Source organism: Delftia sp. CH05, from assembly GCF_009827015.1.
GTDB lineage: Bacteria > Pseudomonadota > Gammaproteobacteria > Burkholderiales > Burkholderiaceae_C > Comamonas > Comamonas tsuruhatensis.
The window spans coordinates 80,235-97,506 of record NZ_WUMG01000013.1 but is presented as its reverse complement, the minus strand read 5'-3'; the positions used below and the strand labels follow the sequence as shown (position 1 = coordinate 97,506).

The window sequence follows — 17,272 nt, the reverse complement described above, 5'->3', positions numbered from 1 at the left end:
AGGTTACTTGGGGGCGCCCAGCTCGTACTTGGAGCCCTCTCCCTGGCCGTCGGTGATGGCGGCGGCCTGGCCGGCGGCCGGATTCACGCCGCCTGCATCTTCCTTGTTGGTGGCACCTGACCCGCTTGCCGGTTCAGACGCCCGGGCGGGCAGCGGCGCGGCAGCCGGCAACGGCTCATGCGGGTCGCCCTTGGCATGGGGCATGACCTGCTCGGCAGTGATCACGGGCTGGCCCAGCAGGGGCTTGTCCGGTGGCGGCTGGTTGAAGCGCGGCACTTCGGCCATGGGAAATCCCGCGCGCTGCGACGAGGTCTCGCCCGAGCAGGCGGCCAGCGTCAGCAAAGAGCTTGCGGCGACGCCCAGGGCCAGCCGTCTGGCAAGTGTCGTGGCATGCACAAATTCATGGGGCATGGTTGTTCTCCGGTGGTCTATCTTCCGGCCGACATGCTCCCACGCGCCCAGGGCTGGTGGCGTAGGTCCATGCCGGATTCCCGGTCGCCGACCACCGCAATCCTTGCTCAGGGCTGGCTGCCGCTGGCCTTCCACGATCCGTCGGGCTGCTTGCAGAACCAGAAGCGCCAGTTTTCCGAGGTCTTTTTCAGGCGCACATCGGCCGACAGCAGGCGGCAGCTTCCGGCCGTCCCGGTCTGCACGGTCTGCTGCGGCTGCAAGGCCATCGTCACGCGCTGGTTGGTACGGTTCGGGCCGCTGGTCCATTCGGTCACGGAGCCGTCGGCGGCCTCGTTGAGCACCTTGGCCACGGCGGCCTTGGCATCGGGCAGGTCCCTGGCGGGAATGCGCGCGGCGATGGTGTCGTTGAGGAAGATCGAAGCCGCAGCGCTGGCGCTGGTGGACACCAGCGAAGCGGCAGCGGCCAGCGATGCGACGGTGATGGCAAAGGTTTTCATGCAATGGGTCCTGGAAAGTGGGCCGACGCCCGCAGCGGGGTGTCGGAAGGAAAGTATCGGGCCATGTTAACGGCTGCAATGGCGCCTGCGGGCGTCGCGCGTCGCCGAAACCAGCGCAAGCTGCGCCACAGTGCTGCCGAGGGCTGCGCAAAACGTTTACAGTCCTTGGCGGATTTCCCCGTCCCTTCCTGCCAGAAACTCCACTGCATGCCACGATCCTCCCGCAATCAGAGCACCCAGCGCTTTGCCATTCCATGGACACTTGTTGCCGGCTTTGGCGCGGCGGCACTGGCCACCCTGGTCATTGCCTTCGTCAATTTCAGGGCGTCTGAGACGCGAGGCCAGGCCGTGGTGGCCATGGACCGCACGACACTGGCCATGCGCCAGCTCAGCCAGCTCAATGCTTCGCTCAAGGACGCTGAGACCGGGCAGCGCGGTTTTCTGCTCACGGGCGACCCGGCCTACCTGCAGCCCTACCAGCAGGCACGCGATGTGCTGATGCAGCAGCTGGAGGCGCTCAAGGCGCGCACTTCCAATGACTCCGACCAGCACCGGCTGCTGGCGCAGATCGAGGAGATATCGGCCCAGAAGCTGCGCGAGCTGCAGGAGACCATAGACCTGCGCAAGTCCGGCGATCTGGACGCCGCCATGGCCCTGGTGCGCCTGGACGTGGGCAAGAACGCCATGGACCGGCTGCGCGAGCTGATCGACGACCTCTACACGCACCAGACACGGGAGCTGGCCCAGCGTCGCCAGCTGTGGGTGGAGGCATCCACCACCTCGACCTACTATTCCTGGGGCGGCTCCCTCATCCTGCTGGGCCTGATCCTGGCATCGGCCGCGCTGACGGTGCGCGAGTACCGCGTCAAGGCCCGCCAGTCGTGGGTGACGTCCGGTCTTTCCGGCCTGGGGCAGCAGTTGCAGGGAGACCACCGGCTGGAAGACCTGGGCCAGAAGGCGCTGGAGTACCTGGCCAACTATTTGCGTGCCGATGTGGGCGCCGGCTATGTGGTGGACTGCGCCGATGGCGGGTTGCGCCTGTTCGGCGGCTATGCCCTGCCGCGCGAGCGACTGCAGCAAAAGCTGCTGCCCGGCGAGGGGCTGGCGGGCCAGGCGGCCGCGTCGCGCAAGCTGCTGCATGTCAGCGATGTGCCTGCCCAGCATTTGCAGATTTCCTCGGGCACCGGCCAGTCCAGCCCCTTGCAGCTGATGCTGGTGCCCGCCATGGAAAACGGCGAAGTGTTCGCCGTGATCGAACTGGGCTTTCTGCGCCCCGTGGGCGAAGCCGAGCGCAGCCTGCTGGAGCGCGCCTCCGAATCGCTGGCCGTGGCCATTCGCTCGGGCCTGGACCGTTCGCGCCTGGAGACCTTGCTGGAGGAAACGCGCCGCCAGTCGGAAGAGCTGCAAGCCCAGCAGGAAGAGCTGCGCGTGAGCAACGAGGAGCTGGAGCAGCAAAGCCGCATCTTGCAGGAGTCGCAGACCCAGATGGAGCACCAGCAGACCGAGCTGGAGCAGACCAATGCCCACCTGGAAGAGCAGACCCAGCAGCTGGAGTACCAGCGCGAGCAGTTGCTGCGCGCCCAGGGCGCGCTGACCGACAAGGCCCGCGAGCTGGAGCTGGCCAGCCAGTACAAGAGCGAGTTCCTGGCCAATATGAGCCACGAACTGCGCACGCCGCTGAACTCCACCCTGATCCTGGCCAAGCTGCTGGCCGACAACAGGCCGGGCAATCTGCAGGCCGAGCAGATCAAGTACGCGCAGACCATCCACGCCGCAGGCAGCGACCTGCTGGCGCTGATCAACGACATCCTGGACCTGTCCAAGATCGAGGCCGGCCAGGTCACCGTGGTCGCCGAGCCCGTGACCATTGCCACGGCGCTGCAGACGCTGATGGAGCCGCTGCGCCCGATTGCCCGCGAAAAGGGCCTGGAGCTGACCTGGACGGTGGACCCGGGCGTGCCCGCCACCATGCAGACCGATCCCATGCGGCTGGCCCAGGTGCTCAAGAACCTGTTGTCCAACGCGCTCAAGTTCACGGCCAAGGGCTCGGTGGGCCTGCAGGTGTCCTGCGCGCCCCAGGGCATGCTGTCTTTCGCGGTGCGCGATACCGGCATCGGCATTGCCGAGCAGCAGCAGCAATTCATCTTCGATGCCTTCCGCCAGGCCGATGGCAGCACGCACCGCAAGTTCGGCGGCACGGGCCTGGGCCTGTCGATATCGCGTGATCTGGCGGGGCTGCTGGGCGGCACGCTGACCGTCTCCAGCACGCCTGGCCAGGGCAGCGTTTTCACACTGACCGTGCCCGTGAGCCTGGAGTCGGCCGAGTCCGGCCCGGCCACGGCCCCGACTGCCGCACCGCAGCCTCAGCCGCAGGGGCTGCGAGAGGCCTTGGCAGCGTCGTCCGTGCCCGTGCTCGCAACGGCCAACGTTGCGCCCGCCGCACCTGCGTTCGCGCCGCCCATGTCGCCTGCCATGGCACCTGCCGCGTCGGCGGCAACGGACGCCCTGCGCAAGAGGGGTCAGAGCGGGCGCCGCATCCTCGTGATCGAGGATGACCTGCGCTTCGCGGACATCCTGTCGGAGCTGGCACGCGAGATGGATTTCGAGTGCGACGTGGCCAATACGGCGTCCGACGGCCTGTCCATGGCGGCCGACAATCAGCCCAACGCCATCGTGCTCGATATCAACCTGCCCGATTTCTCGGGCCTGGGCGTGCTGGACCAGCTCAAGCGCAACCCGGCCACGCGCCACATTCCCGTGCACGTGGTCTCGGTCGCGGACTATTCGCAGGAAGCCATGGGGCGGGGTGCCGTCGGCTACGCGCTCAAGCCCGTCAAGCGCGAGGAACTGGTCCACGCCCTGCAGCGGCTGGAGGCCAAGTTCACCCAGGACCTGCGCCGCGTGCTGGTGGTGGAGGATGACGAGCGCCAGCGCGAGAGCGTGCGCCACCTGCTCAGCCGCAGCGATGTGGACATCGTCTGCGCGGGCACGGCGGCCGCCGCGCTGGATCATCTGCGCGGCTCCACATTCGACTGCATGGTGATGGACCTGAACCTGCCTGACATCAGCGGCTACGAGCTGCTGCAGCGCATGACGGACCAGGACGATGTTTCCTTCCCGCCTGTCATCGTCTACACGGGCCGGGCGCTGTCGCGCGATGAAGAGCAGCAGCTGCGGCGCTTTTCCAAGTCCATCATCATCAAGGACGCGCGCTCGCCCGAGCGCCTGCTCGACGAGGTCACGCTGTTCCTGCACCAGGTGGAGTCGGAGCTGTCGGCCGAGCACCGCCAGATGCTGCAGGTCGCGCGCAGCCGCGAGTCTGCGCTGGAAGGGCGCACGGTGCTGGTGGTGGAAGACGATGTGCGCAACGTGTTTGCGCTGTCCAGCATCCTGGAGCCCACGGGCATCCGCGTGGAGATCGCGCGCAACGGGCGCGAGGCGCTGGAGGCGCTGGAGTCTCGCGGCGCGGCGCAGGCCGGTATCGACCTGGTGCTGATGGACATCATGATGCCCGAGATGGATGGCTACACCGCCATGCGCGAGATCCGCAACCGGCCGCAATGGCGCCGCCTGCCCATCATCGCCCTGACCGCCAAGGCCATGAAGGACGACCAGGAGAAATGCCTGGCCGCCGGTGCCAACGACTACATCGCCAAACCGCTGGACGTGGAAAAGCTGCTGTCGCTGGTGCGGGTGTGGATGCCCAAGTAGCAAGGAGGACGCGATGCTTCAGCTGAAAAATAGCCCCCACGCTCCCCTTGCTGCGCAAGGTCCGCTGCCCCCCAAGGGGGCCGCTTTTCATCTTGGGGCGGCCCGGCGATGAAAAAAGCCCGCACCGCCGACATCGAGCAGCGCCTGCTGATCGACGCCATCTACCACCGCTACCACTACGACTTCCGGGGCTATGCCCAGGCCTCGCTCAAGCGGCGCCTGCAGACGGCCCTGGTGCAGTTCGGCTGCCAGACGCTGTCGCAGCTGCAGGACCGCGTATTGCACGATGCAAGCGTGTTCCCGGCGCTGCTGGAATACCTCACGGTCCAGGTCAGCGACATGTTCCGCGACCCGAGCTATTTCCGGGCACTGCGCACCGAGGTGGTGCCGCTGCTGCGCACCTATCCCTCGCTCAAGGTCTGGGTGGCCGGCTGCAGCGCGGGCGAGGAGGTGTATTCGCTGGCCATCCTGCTGGAGGAGGAGGGCCTGCTGGACCGCACCCTGATCTATGCCACCGACATCAATCCGCATGCGCTGCGCGCGGCCGAGCAGGGCGTGTTCGACATGTCGCGCGTGGCGGCCTTCACCGACAACCATGCGCGCTCGGGCGGGCACAGCTCGCTGTCGCACTACTACACGGCGCGCTACGGCCGCGTGGTCTTCGACAAGGGGCTGCGCGAGCACATGGTGTTCTCCGACCACAGCCTGGCCACCGACAGCGTGTTCGCCGAAATGCACCTGGTGTCCTGCCGCAACGTGCTGATCTATTTCGAGCGCGAGCTGCAGGACCGGGCGCTGGGCCTGTTCCGCGATGCGCTGTGCCATCGCGGATTCCTGGGGCTGGGCTCCAAGGAGTCGCTGCGGTTTTCAGGGCATTCGGAGGCCTTCGAGGACTTCGTGCTCGAGGACCGCATCTACCGCAAGAAGGCCGGGCTGTGATGCCCGTGACCACGAACACACCCGCCTCCGACGCCGCCACAGCCTACGAGGCCATCGTGATCGGCGGCTCGGCCGGCGCGCTCGATGCGCTATCGGTGGTGCTGCCCGCGCTGCCGGCCAGCCTGCGCGCCTCGGTGCTGGTGGTGCTGCACCTGCCGCGCGATCGCCGCAGCCTGCTGGCCCAGCTCTTCGGCCCGCGCTGCGCCGTGCCGGTGCGTGAGGTGCAGGACCAGCAATGGATCGAGCCTGGGTGCCTGTACTTCGCCCCGGCCGACTATCACCTGCTGGTGGACAGCGGCCCCCGGCTGGCGCTGTCGCTGGATGCGCCCTGGCATTTTTCGCGGCCCTCCATCGACGTGCTGTTCGAGTCCGCTGCGGATTGCTATGGCGAGCGGCTGCTGGCGGTGCTGCTGTCCGGCGCCAATGACGACGGCGCGCAGGGCATGGCCAGCGTGCACGCCGCCGGTGGCCTGGCCGTGGTGCAGGCGCCCGACGGCGCCCGCATGCCCACCATGCCGCTGGCGGCGCTGGCCCGCGTGCCGCAGGCCCAGGCGCTGGCGCCCGAAGGCATTGCCTCCCTCATTGCATCGCTGCACCGCCAGGGAAGGCTTTGAATGTCCAGCCGGCACGCCCCCACAAGACTAAATACCGAGAGAGAATCCATGCCCCATACAGATCGCGTCAAATGCTTGATCGTCGATGACATCGCCGAGAACCTGATCGCCATCGAGGCGCTGCTGCAACGCGACGGCATCGAATTCCTCAAGGCCCAGTCCGGCCCCGAGGCGCTGGAGCTGCTGCTCAACCACAGCGACGTGGCCCTGGCCCTGCTGGATGTGCAGATGCCCGAGATGAACGGTTTCGAGCTGGCCGAGCTGATCCGCGGCAGCGAGCGCACGCGCCATATCCCGCTCATTTTCATGACGGCCGGCTCGCGCGAGCACAACTGGCAGTTCCGTGGCTATGAGAGCGGCGCCGTGGACTTCCTGTACAAGCCCATCGATCCCCACATGCTGACCACCAAGGCCAATGTGTTCTTCGAGCTGCACCAGCGCAAGCAGGCACTGGCCCATCAACTGCAGGAACGCACCGAGGCGCTGCGCATCAACGAGATGTTCATGGCCGTGCTCAGCCACGACCTGCGCACGCCGCTGCAATCCATCAAGGCCGCCGCCACGTTGCTCACGCGCCAGCCCGATACGGGCAAGGTGGCCAGCATGGCCGAGCGCATGCTCAGCAGCAGCCAGCGCATGTCGCGCATGATCGAGGACCTGCTGGACGTCACCCGCATCCGCCAGGCGGAAGGCCTGCCGCTGTCACCGCGGCCTACCAGCTTGCAAGCGCTGCTGCAGCGCACGCTGCAGGAAGTGGAGACGGGTTTTCCGCAGCGGCGCCTGGACAGCGAGATGCTGGGCAATCTCGATGGCACCTGGGATGGCGAACGCCTGTGCCAGGTGCTCACCAATCTGGTGGGCAACGCCATGCACCATGGCGATCCGGCGCAGCCTGTGCAGGTGACGGCCGATGGCAGGCAGGACCATTGCGTGGTCATCACGGTGCGCAACGGCGGCACCATTCCTGCGGAGCTGATGCCCACCCTGTTCAACCCGTTTCGCGGAGGAGAGCGCAAGCCGGGCCAGCACCAGGGCCTGGGCCTGGGGCTTTTCATCGCGCACCAGATCGTGCGTTCGCACAACGGGCGCATCGATGTGCACTCCGCCGATGGCGTGACCAGCTTCAGGGTGGAGTTGCCGCGCGAGATGGCAGCGGGAGGCTCCAAGGCCGTGCTGTGACGGCGGGAGCCGATGGACCGGCAGGCCGGTCTCGGAAAAATGGGCTCAGTGGACGGGCCTGGTGTGCAGCGCTTCCTGTATGGAGTCCAGCAGCGTTTCCAGGTCCTCGATCTCGAAGGGCTTGAGCAAGGTCCGCACCTGGGGACCCCAGGCGGCCGGGTAGGGCCCCAGGTCGTAGCCGGAGCACAGGATGATCCAGCGCTGCGCATCGGCCTGCAGCAGCTGCCGCGCCAGATCGGTGCCGGACAGGCCCGGCAGACTGACATCGGAGACCACCACGTCGAAAGGCTGGCCCGCATCCAGTTCCAGGGCCTGCTCGGCAGTGGCGCAACTGGTCACGAAACGGGATTCGCTCTCCATCAGCAGGCCAATGGTTTCTCGCAGGTCGGCATTGTCTTCAACGTACAGGATTCGCATATCTCTTTGTTGCAGTGCGTCATGCTGCTATCAAAAAGGCAGCATGGACGAGGGCTGATCATCCACACCCGCCGCCCTCCATCACGTAGGACAGCATGCAAACTTGGTCGACGGTTGCCTTCTGTGCGTGCCAAGCGATGGATTGTGCAATACAAAGGCAAGTCCCACGAACGGCCTGTGCGATCTCAAGTCTGGGCAGTGGACAGGGGATCCAGCACATGCCTTTGCACGGGCAGGAATTCACCGGCCTGCCGCGAATAGTCCCAGCGCGTGAGCTGCCGGCGCCAGTCCTGGCCTGTGGCGCCATCCCGATGCTCCAGGGTGAACAGGCTGTTGGGCGCATGGGCGCGCAGCCGCACCGAGACCGCGGTGCCCGCCTGCGCTGCCCACAGCCCGGGCAGGGGCTGGACCAGGCCGGGGTCATGACCATGGCCCGAGAGCACCAGTTGCGCTCCGGCATCGCGCCAGCGGGCCAGTGCCTGCGCGGCGCGGTGAGGACGGTGGCTGCGGTCCTCTTCGTGGGCCGCAGCCAGCGGGTGGTGGCTGACGACGATGCACCAGTCGGCGGGGCTGGCCTGCTCCAGGCGCTGCGCCACGTGCAGGATCTGCCCGGCCGACAGGCTGCCGCGCTGGTGGCGCCACCAGCGTGTGGTGTCCACGCCGATCACGCAAAAGCCTGGCACGGCGCACCAGGGCTGCAGTTCGGAATCGATCCAGCGCACATAGCGGTCGTGGGCGTGGCCACCCAGCCGTTCCCACCAGGCGAGCAACGGCAGATCGTGGTTGCCGGGCACCACCAGGCGCCGGGGCACGGAAAGGCTGTCGAGAAACTCCCGCGCCTGGGCAAATTGCGCGGCCGTGGCGCGCTGGGTCAGGTCGCCGGAGACCACCAGCAGCGTTACCGGCAGCCGGGCCGCCAGTCTCGCCACGGCGGCGCACACGGCCTGATCGTGGGCGCCGAAATGCAGGTCCGACAAATGCATGAGCAAGGCCATGGGCGCTCCTTGTTCCTCATTCGGCGTTCAGGAGGAGGCGGGCTCTGCCGGGGCAGGCACGACCAGCCACAGCGGCTTCTCGCCCAGGCGAAAGCGGATGGGCGGCGCCATCCATTCGCGTTCGCCATCGAAGGCCACCTTCATGCGGCGAGGACGCCGTCCTGCAGGCTCCGCCACCAGCTCGGTACAGGCCAGGCTGGCGACGGCATCGTCCTGGGCCAGCCGTCCCATTACCGCATTCCAGACCACGCGCGCCGGGGCCTCGCTGGCCTGGGGCAGCAGCAGCACGGCGGCCAGATGCCGGCCATCGGCCACGGCGCGGGCCTCGTCAATCCCCACGCGCTCCAGCTGCAGCGGGTTGTTGCCGACGAACAGGGTGGTGGCCAGGTGCTCCTGCTGCTGCAACGGCGCATCCCGGTCGGGGCGCAGGGCCACGCGCCAGCGGCGCGCGCTGCCACCGCGAAGAATGCTCCAGATGGAGGCCGCAATGGCCACCAGCCGCGTGCGGCCAAAGCGTGTGGACGCGCGCTCGCGTTCGTCCAGCAGGCGCGGGTACAGGCCCAGGCTGGCGTTCACCAGGAACAGCCGTTCGTTGACCAGGCCCACGTTCACGGGCCGCATCTGGCCGGCCTGCAATGCCTGAAGAATGTCCTGCACGGCCTGGGCAGGCTCCAGCGACAGCGCCTGCTCGCGGGCGAAGTAGTTGAAGGTGCCCAGCGGAACCACGCCCATGGGCACGCCCCGCTCCCAGGCTGCGGCGGCCACCGCATTGATGGTGCCGTCACCTCCGGCGGCCACGACCAGGCCGCCATCCTGGCTGGCCTTGTCCACGGCGCGGGCGGCCAGGTGCACGATGTCGGCGCGTGCGCCAGGCACATGCCACTGAACGCTGCGCTGCTGCAGCGCGGGCACGCTGGTGAGGCGGGCGCGCAGCTGTTCCAGGTCGGCGCCTGGGCGCAGCGGCACGATCAGGTGGATGGGGCCGGCGGGGTCCAGACGGGGCGGGGGCGGCTGGCTCTCGGAGTAGGTGGGCGTCATGGAAGGCGGGAGGCTGGAACAGGCGCCGATTGTTTCGTGGATTGCACCTGCATGTGCACCGGATCATGCAAGCGGCACACGTCAGCCAAAGCCGACAGGCAGGGCACCACAAGGCAGCAGCGGCTCACCAGCGACTCCCTGGTGGCCCACTGGTGGCTCACTCGTGCCAGGGAGAGCGGTACTCCAGCATCTGCGCCAGCGGCACCGGCCGCTCGAACAGATAGCCCTGTGCATGCTCGCAGCCCAGGGCATGCAGCAGCCTGGCCTGGGCCTGCTCCTCCACGCCTTCGGCCACGACCTTGACGCCAAAGCCCTGGGCGATGCGCAGCACGGCGGTCACGATGGACTTGTCGGATTCGGACTCCGGCAACTGGCCGACGAAGCTCTGGTCGATCTTGATGCAGTCAAAGCGCAGGCGGCTGAGATAGGCCAGGGAGGAGTAGCCGGTGCCGAAGTCGTCAATGGCGATCTTCACGCCCAGCGCGCGGATGGCGGCAATGCGCTGCAGCGTGGCGTCGCTGTCGTCCAGCAGCATGGACTCCGTCAGCTCCAGGGTCAGCAACCGGGCGGGCAGGCCGCTGGTGGCCAGTGCCTGTTCCAGCGTGGAGGCGAAGTCGGACTGGATGAGCTCGCGTGCCGACATGTTGACGTGCAGCTCGAAGTCGGCGGGCAGCTGGGGCAGGTGGGAGGCGATGTCGTGCGCCGCCGTGCGCAGCACCCATTCGCCCACACTCAGGATCAGGTCCGACTCCTCGGCCACCGGAATGAAGACGCCGGGCGGCACCATGCCGCGCGTCGGGCTGTTCCAGCGCACCAGGGCCTCGGCGCCGACCATGCTGCCTGTGGCCAGGTCCACCACGGGCTGGTAGAACACGCGCAGCTCGTTGCGCTCCAGCGCCTGGCGCAGCTCCATGGCCAGCTGCGTGCGGCCCAGCATCTTCTGCGCCAGGCTGGGCTCGAACAGCAGGAAGGGGTGCGAGCCGCGCTGCGCCTCACCCAGCGCAATGCTGGCGTTGCGCAGCCACTCGGGCAGCGCGCCCGGCAGCAGCTCGCCGCTGACGGCGCCCGCGCAGGCGCGCAGCACGATGTCGTCCTTGCCCACGGAAAATGGCTGGTCGAAGATTTCCAGCAGATGGCGGCATTTGTCCTGCATCTGCTGCGGCGTGCAGTCATGCAGCCACAGCATGGCGAACTCGTTGCTGGCCGTGCGCGCCAGCAGGGCAGGAAACTGCAGATGGTGGTTGCGCAGCCGCTCGGCCACGGCCCGTAGCAGCTGCTCGCCCGTGCCGTGGCCCACATCGTCGCGGACGCTGCGGAAATTCTGCAGCTCCAGCAGGCACAGCGCGGCACGGCAGGGCGTGTTGGCGGCTGCCGCCGCATCGGCCTGCTCGATCAGGCCGGCGCGCGTGAGCAGCTGCGTCAGGCTGTCGTACTGCAGCAGGGTGCGCATGTGCTCGAACGATTCCTGCAGCCGCTGCGCCATGTTGTGGAAGGCCGAGACCAGGGACGATGTCTCGACCAGGGACGTATCCGGCAGCGCCCCTACCGCGCTCCAGTCGCCCTTGGCCAGGCGGTTGGCCGCATCGGCCGTCACCGCCAGGGGGCGCAGTGCCCGGCGCAGGCACCACACGCCCAGCCCCAGTCCCAGCAAGGCCAGGCCGAAAGCGAGGACCAGCGCATGCCGGCTGTCCGCCCGCATGCTGCTGACCAGATCGGATTCGGGCTGCAGCACCAGGATCCGCCAGTCGATGCCGCGTCCATCGTGGAATGCGGTGACCTGGCCGTGGTAGATCTGCCCCTGTTCCTTGAAGCTCAGGTTGATGGTGTTCTCGGGGCCCGCTGGCGCCGATGAATCCGCGCTCAGATGGGGAGGCAGCAGGGCGGCCAGGCTGCGCAGCGCAAGATCGGGGCTTTCGGACAGCCGCAGGCGCACGGGCGGGTCATAGGGGCCTTCGCGCCGTTTCAGCACCGACAGCTCGGACGAGTGCGCCACCATGTAGCCCTGTGCGTCGACCACGGCGATATGGCCGTTGCCACGCAAGGGCTCGTCGCGCAGAAAGCGGTTCATGCTGCTCAGCCGCACATCGGCAGCCACCACGCCGGCCAGCTGGCCGGACACCCGCACGGACGTGGATGCGGAAATCGTGGTATCGCCGCGGTCGCCAGTCACCGTGTAGATGGGCGACCAGTGCGGGCCGTCTTTGTGGATGGCAGGCTGGTACCAGGGGCGCACGCGGGGGTCGTAGCCGGCAAGGCTGGACATGGGCGGGCCGGGCTCCAGCCCCTCGAAGATCTGCAGGGCCCCCTGGGTGCTGCGGTCCTGAAGAATCAGGCGGTAGCGGCCATCGGGCTCCAGCCGCACCCCCGTGTATTCACCTTGTACGCCGCCGAAGCTCAACAGGCTGATCTGGTGGTGCTGGGCATACAGCTCGGTGAATGAGCGTGTCAGATAGCCATAGATGGGGCGCAGGTCGCCGGGTGTGTAGAGCGCCTGCCGGGCCACGGTCTCGGCCAGGGCCTGCTGCACGCGCAGCGGGGTCTCCAGGTAATCGGCCAATTGGTGGCGCGTGGTGGTGGACAGGGAGTCGAGCAGCCGCAGGCTTTCGCGGTTGATGAGTTGGTCCACCTGGCGCTGCTGCCATGCCGCCAATAGCCCGGCCGTGACCACGAACACCGCTATGAAGGGGGCTGTGACTGCCGTGCGAAGTGAGAGCCTGAAGGCGGGCATGCAGAGGTTTCCGTAGCGTGCGCCGGGCAGCCAAGGGCCGGATCTGCCTGCGACAGCGGCCATTGTGCAGTGCCTCGGCAGCCTTTCGCGGCAGCGGTCGCCCCCTGTGCAGGAGCTCTCCTGTGGGTGATAGGAAAAATTGTCGATAAATGATTTTCAGTAGAAAAAATGAATAATGAAAGGTCATTTGCAGCAACGCAAAGGCATGGTCAGTGCGTCTGCAATGCCTTCCATTGCGGCACTCCTTTTACATATCCGTTTACAAATTGATCTTCATTACATGTAGACATCACATGTAATGGTCGCTATGGTATCCGCATGGAACAAAAGACATCAGCCCACTACCAGCGTCTGCACCGGCAACGGCTGCGCGAGCAGGGGCTGGTGAAAAAGGAGGTCTGGATTCTTCCAGAGTACGGTGCTGCATTGCAGCAATTGGAAAAGCAAATGCGCGTGTCCGGCTTGCAACCGGATTCAATGGTTCTCATCCACAAGGAGGGCAGCATGGACAACAGCAGACAGGCATATCGGGATATTCACGCCTTGGCGGGCGATCTGCAGCAATCAACGCTGGTGCAGGGCGGCCGGCTCCATATCGAGGTGCTTGAAGGCGCGGACGCCAGTCTGCTCATCAGCCTGCCCGAATTCGGCGATCTGCCGGTCCACGTGGCCCTGTCGGGCGACCAGCTCGTGGTGGAGGCCTTTCTCTGGCCCGCCGACCAGGTGCACGACCGCGCCGGCCTCAACGAGCAGATGCTGCGCCTGCAAAAGCTGTTTCCCTTCACCACCATGGCGCTGGAACCCCAGGCCCATGGCGGCGAGGGCTATGTGATGTTCGCCGCCCTGCATGCCAGCAGCAGCGAGGGCGACATCATTTCCGAAATCCTCACCCTGGCCGACAGCGTCATCCAGGCCACCGAGGCGCTGGCCCACTATCTGACCCCTGCGCCGGTGCCCGCGCCAGTGCAGGCCTGAAGCCTGCCCGTTGAAGACACTGAGCCCCAAGGAGATCATCATGACCATCTGGAACAAGCTGGTGACCGCGTTGCGCGGCGCAGCGCACGAGGCCGGCGAGGCGGTGACCGACAGCCAGGCCCTGCGCATCCTGGACCAGGAAATCCGCGATGCCGACAGCGACCTGAACAAGTCCAAGGAAGCGCTGGCCGACATCATGGCCAAGCAAAAGCTGGCGGCCGGCAAGCTCAAGCAGACCCAGGAACGCATTGCCGAGTACGAGGGCTATGCCGTCAAGGCGCTGGACACCAGTGACGAGGCGCTGGCGCTGGAAGTGGCCGGCAAGGTCTCCGTGCTGGAGACGCAGCGCGACGAGGAGCAATCCCAGCTGGATGCCTACACGCAAAGCGTGGAGCAGCTGCGCGTGGCCATACAGACGGCGCAAACGCATATCAAGCGTCTCAAGCAGCAGGCCGACACCGTCAAGGCCACGGAAAGCGTGCAGCGCGCCCAGGCCACGGTGGCCGGCCGCTATGCAGGCTCGCAGACGCGCGTGCAAAGCGCGCTGGACTCGCTGGAACGCATCAAGCAAAAGCAGGCAGAGCGCGGTGCGCGCATGGAAAGCGCGGCCGAGCTGGCGCGCGACAGCAGCGAAGACGCGCTGGATGCCAAGCTGCGCGCCGCCGGCATCACGCCCCAGGCGGGCAATGCGCAATCGGTACTGGAACGCCTGAAGGCGCAGCGCGCAGCCGCTGGCGGAAAAAGCGCTTGATGCGCAGCCGTGGTCCGGGCAGGCCGCGTCGTGCCCGCCGTCCTGGCTGCCGGGTTTGAAGGGAGGAGATAAAACATGTCTGCATTCCTGCAATACGCGTTCGGCTTTCCGACCTTCATCTTCGGCGCCTTGCTGCTGTTCATGCTGCTGTACTGGCTGATCGCCATGCTGGGCCTGCTGGAGGTGGACTCGCTGGACCACTGGGTGCTGTTCGACGGCAGCGACCATGCGCACGGCGTGGAGCACTCGGCCAGCGCGCTGGCCGGGCTGCTGCTCAAGGTGGGCCTGGGCGGCATTCCGCTCACGGTCATCCTCACCGCGCTGTTCCTGCTGTCCTGGCTGGCTTCCTATGTGCTGTGCCATTTCGTGCCCATGCCCCAGGGCTGGACCCTGGTGAACCTGCTGACCGGCACCTTGGTGGCCGTGGCGGCTGCCGTGCTGGGCTTTGCCGCCACGGTGCTGGTGCTGCGCCCGCTGCGGGGCATCGTCAACAAGGTGGCGCCTGCAGAGGAGCCAAAGGTGCTGCTGGGCCGCACCGGCCTGGTGCGCAGCGCCGTAGTGGACGGCACGCAGGGCTACGGCAGCGTGGAGGACGGCGGCGCCGGCCTGAACGTGCAGATGCGCTCGCCCGAGCGCGCACTGGGCCGGGGCACCGAGATCGTGCTTATCGAGCACCTGCCCGAGCACAACGCCTGGCGCGTGGTCAGCAAGGCCGAGTTCGACGGCACCGAGCTGCCGCGCTAGCTTCAGGAATTTCCAGGAATTCCTTTCTATTCGTTCCCATTGATTCCCATTGGCCCGGGCGCCCGTGCGGCGGGCGCGGCCTTTGCGTTTTTCAGCGTTTTCACAGATAGCAATTCACAGGGGAGATTCGCATGAACATGAGCAATATGGAGTGGTACATCGTCGCCGGGGTGGTGATCGGTTCCGTCTTCGTCGTCATCCTCGGGCTGTTCGCCCTGGTCAAGGCCTTCTACATCAAGGTCCCGCAGGGCACGGCGCTGATCATCAACGACACCACCTCGCAGCCCAAGGTCAAGTTCACGGGCGGCCTGGTGCTGCCGGTGATCCACAAGAAGGAATTCATGCAGATCTCGCTGCTGACGCTGGAGATCGACCGGCGCGGCAAGGAAGGCCTGATCTGCCGCGACAACATGCGCGCCGACATCACCGTGGCCTTCTACCTGCGCGTCAATGAAACGGCCGAGGACGTGCTCAAGGTGGCCAAGGCCATCGGCGTGGACCGGGCCTCGGACAAGACGGCCGTCAACGACCTGTTCAACGCCAAGTTCTCCGAGGCGCTCAAGACCGTGGGCAAGCAGATCGAATTCGTGAAGCTGTTCGAGAACCGCCAGGATTTCCGCGACCAGATCATCCATGTCATCGGCAACGACCTCAACGGCTATGTGCTGGAGGACGTGGCCATCGACTACCTGGAGCAGACTCCCAAGTCCTCGCTGGACCCCAACAACATCCTGGATGCCGAAGGCATCCGCAAGATCACCGAGCTGACGGCCAACCAGAACATCGTCACCAACGAGCTCGAGCGCAACTCCGACCTGGCCATCACCAAGAAGAACGTGGAGACCAAGGAAGCCATGCTGGCGCTGGAGCGCCAGCAGGCCGACGCCGAGGCCCGCCAAAAGCGCGAGATCGCCACCATCCAGGCGCGCGAGCAGGCCGAGACCCAGAAGGTGCAGGAAGAAGAGCGCCTGAAGGCCGAGCAGGCCCGCATCCAGACCCAGGAGCAGTTGGACATCCGCGAGGAAAATCGCCAGCGCGAAGTGGCCGTGGCCCAGCAAAACCGTGAGCGTGCGGTGGTGATCGAGGTCGAGAAGGTCACGCGCGCCAAGGAGCTGGAGATCGTGGCCCGCCAGCGCGAGGTGGAGCTGCAGCGCATCGAGAAGGAAAAGGCCATCGAGGTCGAGAAGGCCAACATCGCCAACGTGGTGCGCGAGCGCGTGGTGGTGGAAAAGTCCGTGGCCCAGGAAGAGGAACGCATCAAGGAAGTGCGCGTGGTCTCCGAGGCCGAGCGCATGAAGCAGGTCACCGTGCTGACTGCCCAGGCCCAGGCCGAGGAAGACCTGGTGCGCCAGGTCAAGAAGGCGGAGGCCGAAGAGGCCGCCTCGCGCCACAAGGCCGTGGAAGTCACGACCATGGCCCAGGCCGAGCTGGAGGCGGCCAGCAAGACCGCCGAGGCCAAGAAGAAGCTGGCCGAGGCCATCGAGGTCGAGCGCGCCGCGCCCGGCCTGGCCGATGCCAAGGTGCGCGAAGTCACGGCCGCCGCCCTGGAAAAGGAAGGCCTGGCGCAGGCCAGGGTGATCGCCGAGAAGATGATGGCCGAAGCCAAGGGCCAGCAGGAAAAGGGCCTGGCCGAGGCACGCGTCATCGAGGCCACGGCCGACGCCAACGAAAAGCAGGGCCTGGCCGATGCCAAGGTGCTGGAAGAACGCCTGCTGGCCCAGGCGCGCGGCGAGGCCCAGGTGGGCGCGACCAAGGCCTTGGTCACCCGCGACGTGGGCACGTCCGAGGCCGATGTGCTGCGCGACAAGCTCTTCGCCGAGGCCAAGGGCCTGACCGAAAAGTTCACCGCGCTGGCCTCGCTGTCCGACCAGGCGCGCTCGCATGAGGAGTTCCGCATGCAGCTGGAGAAGAACTTCGAGCAGGCGCTGGCCGCCATCGAAGCCAACAAGAGCGTGGCCAAGGACCAGTCCGAGGTGCTGTCGGCCGCGCTCAGCAAGGCCAACATCGACATCGTGGGGGGCGAGGGCGCCTTCTTCGACAACTTCGCCAAGGCGCTGTCCGTGGGCAAGGCCGTGGAAGGCGTGGCGGGCAAGAGCCCCATCGTGCAGGACCTGATCGGCAAGTTCCTCAGCGGCAAGGGCGGCGCATCGCTGCTCAACGCGCTGGGCGACGGCAAGGGCCTGCCGCCCACGCAGAGGGTCGACTGAACGGTCGATTCAACGGCCGACTGAACGGGGCGGCCGCCCGGCCGCTCCCTCCGCCGGCTGCCCAGC

General features: G+C 66.8%; 14 protein-coding genes. 8 read left to right on the top strand and 6 right to left on the bottom strand.

From position 1 onward, the window contains the following. Positions 1–3: 3 nt before the first annotated feature. Together GRX31_RS13085 and GRX31_RS13080 are read right to left on the bottom strand one after the other, a co-directional pair. The gene (locus GRX31_RS13085; protein ID WP_034367181.1) at positions 4–411 is read right to left on the bottom strand and encodes a hypothetical protein; all 408 of its coding nucleotides are present in this window, start codon (positions 409–411) and stop codon (positions 4–6) included. A gap of 107 nt (positions 412–518) precedes the next feature. Further along, a complete protein-coding gene (locus GRX31_RS13080; protein ID WP_160853084.1) occupies positions 519–908 on the bottom strand; it encodes a hypothetical protein in 390 nt (129 codons plus the stop codon). 207 nt (positions 909–1,115) lie between these two features. On the opposite strand from GRX31_RS13080, the gene GRX31_RS13075 reads away from it, so the two are divergent. From GRX31_RS13075 to GRX31_RS13060, 4 genes are all read left to right on the top strand, one after another. Continuing rightward, entirely contained in the window at positions 1,116–4,619 is a 3,504-nt protein-coding gene (locus tag GRX31_RS13075; RefSeq protein ID WP_017407004.1) for a response regulator, read from the top strand. A gap of 108 nt (positions 4,620–4,727) precedes the next feature. Then, positions 4,728–5,558 carry a CheR family methyltransferase gene (locus tag GRX31_RS13070; RefSeq protein ID WP_016446970.1) on the top strand — a complete coding sequence of 277 codons (831 nt, stop codon included), beginning with the start codon at positions 4,728–4,730 and terminating at the stop codon, positions 5,556–5,558. Then, a complete protein-coding gene (locus tag GRX31_RS13065) occupies positions 5,558–6,172 on the top strand; it encodes a chemotaxis protein CheB (RefSeq protein WP_016446969.1) in 615 nt (204 codons plus the stop codon). Before GRX31_RS13070 ends, GRX31_RS13065 begins: the two co-directional genes overlap by 1 nt. Before the next feature lie 48 nt (positions 6,173–6,220). After that, positions 6,221–7,351, top strand: a complete 1,131-nt coding sequence (locus GRX31_RS13060) for a hybrid sensor histidine kinase/response regulator (RefSeq protein WP_016446968.1) — start codon at positions 6,221–6,223, stop codon at positions 7,349–7,351. A gap of 45 nt (positions 7,352–7,396) precedes the next feature. Here the strand turns inward: GRX31_RS13060 and GRX31_RS13055 are convergent, their stop codons facing one another. From GRX31_RS13055 to GRX31_RS13040, 4 genes are all read right to left on the bottom strand, one after another. Next, a complete protein-coding gene (locus tag GRX31_RS13055) occupies positions 7,397–7,768 on the bottom strand; it encodes a response regulator (protein ID WP_016446967.1) in 372 nt (123 codons plus the stop codon). A 185-nt stretch (positions 7,769–7,953) separates the two neighbouring features. Then, on the bottom strand, positions 7,954–8,763 hold the full coding sequence (locus GRX31_RS13050) for a metallophosphoesterase family protein (protein ID WP_160853082.1): 810 nt from the start codon (positions 8,761–8,763) through the stop codon (positions 7,954–7,956). A gap of 27 nt (positions 8,764–8,790) precedes the next feature. Then, the gene (locus GRX31_RS13045; RefSeq protein WP_160853080.1) at positions 8,791–9,801 is read right to left on the bottom strand and encodes a diacylglycerol/lipid kinase family protein; all 1,011 of its coding nucleotides are present in this window, start codon (positions 9,799–9,801) and stop codon (positions 8,791–8,793) included. Positions 9,802–9,958: 157 nt separating this feature from the next. After that, complete coding sequence (locus GRX31_RS13040) at positions 9,959–12,592, bottom strand: bifunctional diguanylate cyclase/phosphodiesterase (protein ID WP_160853079.1); 2,634 nt, start codon at positions 12,590–12,592, stop codon at positions 9,959–9,961. A 441-nt stretch (positions 12,593–13,033) separates the two neighbouring features. Here GRX31_RS13040 and GRX31_RS13035 point away from each other — a divergent pair, with 441 nt between their 5' ends. The 4 genes from GRX31_RS13035 to GRX31_RS13020 all read left to right on the top strand — a co-directional run bounded on the left by GRX31_RS13035 (position 13,034) and on the right by GRX31_RS13020 (position 17,206). Then, positions 13,034–13,504: a YjfI family protein gene (locus GRX31_RS13035; RefSeq protein ID WP_227469518.1), complete on the top strand. Its 471-nt coding sequence runs from the start codon at positions 13,034–13,036 to the stop codon at positions 13,502–13,504. A gap of 40 nt (positions 13,505–13,544) precedes the next feature. Then, positions 13,545–14,255, top strand: a complete 711-nt coding sequence (locus tag GRX31_RS13030) for a PspA/IM30 family protein (RefSeq protein WP_016446962.1) — start codon at positions 13,545–13,547, stop codon at positions 14,253–14,255. Positions 14,256–14,330: 75 nt separating this feature from the next. Beyond that, positions 14,331–14,999 (top strand): hypothetical protein, encoded by a 669-nt coding sequence (locus GRX31_RS13025; protein ID WP_016446961.1) that lies wholly within the window; start codon positions 14,331–14,333, stop codon positions 14,997–14,999. Positions 15,000–15,130: 131 nt separating this feature from the next. After that, complete coding sequence (locus GRX31_RS13020) at positions 15,131–17,206, top strand: hypothetical protein (protein ID WP_046240080.1); 2,076 nt, start codon at positions 15,131–15,133, stop codon at positions 17,204–17,206. Positions 17,207–17,272 lie beyond the last annotated feature (66 nt).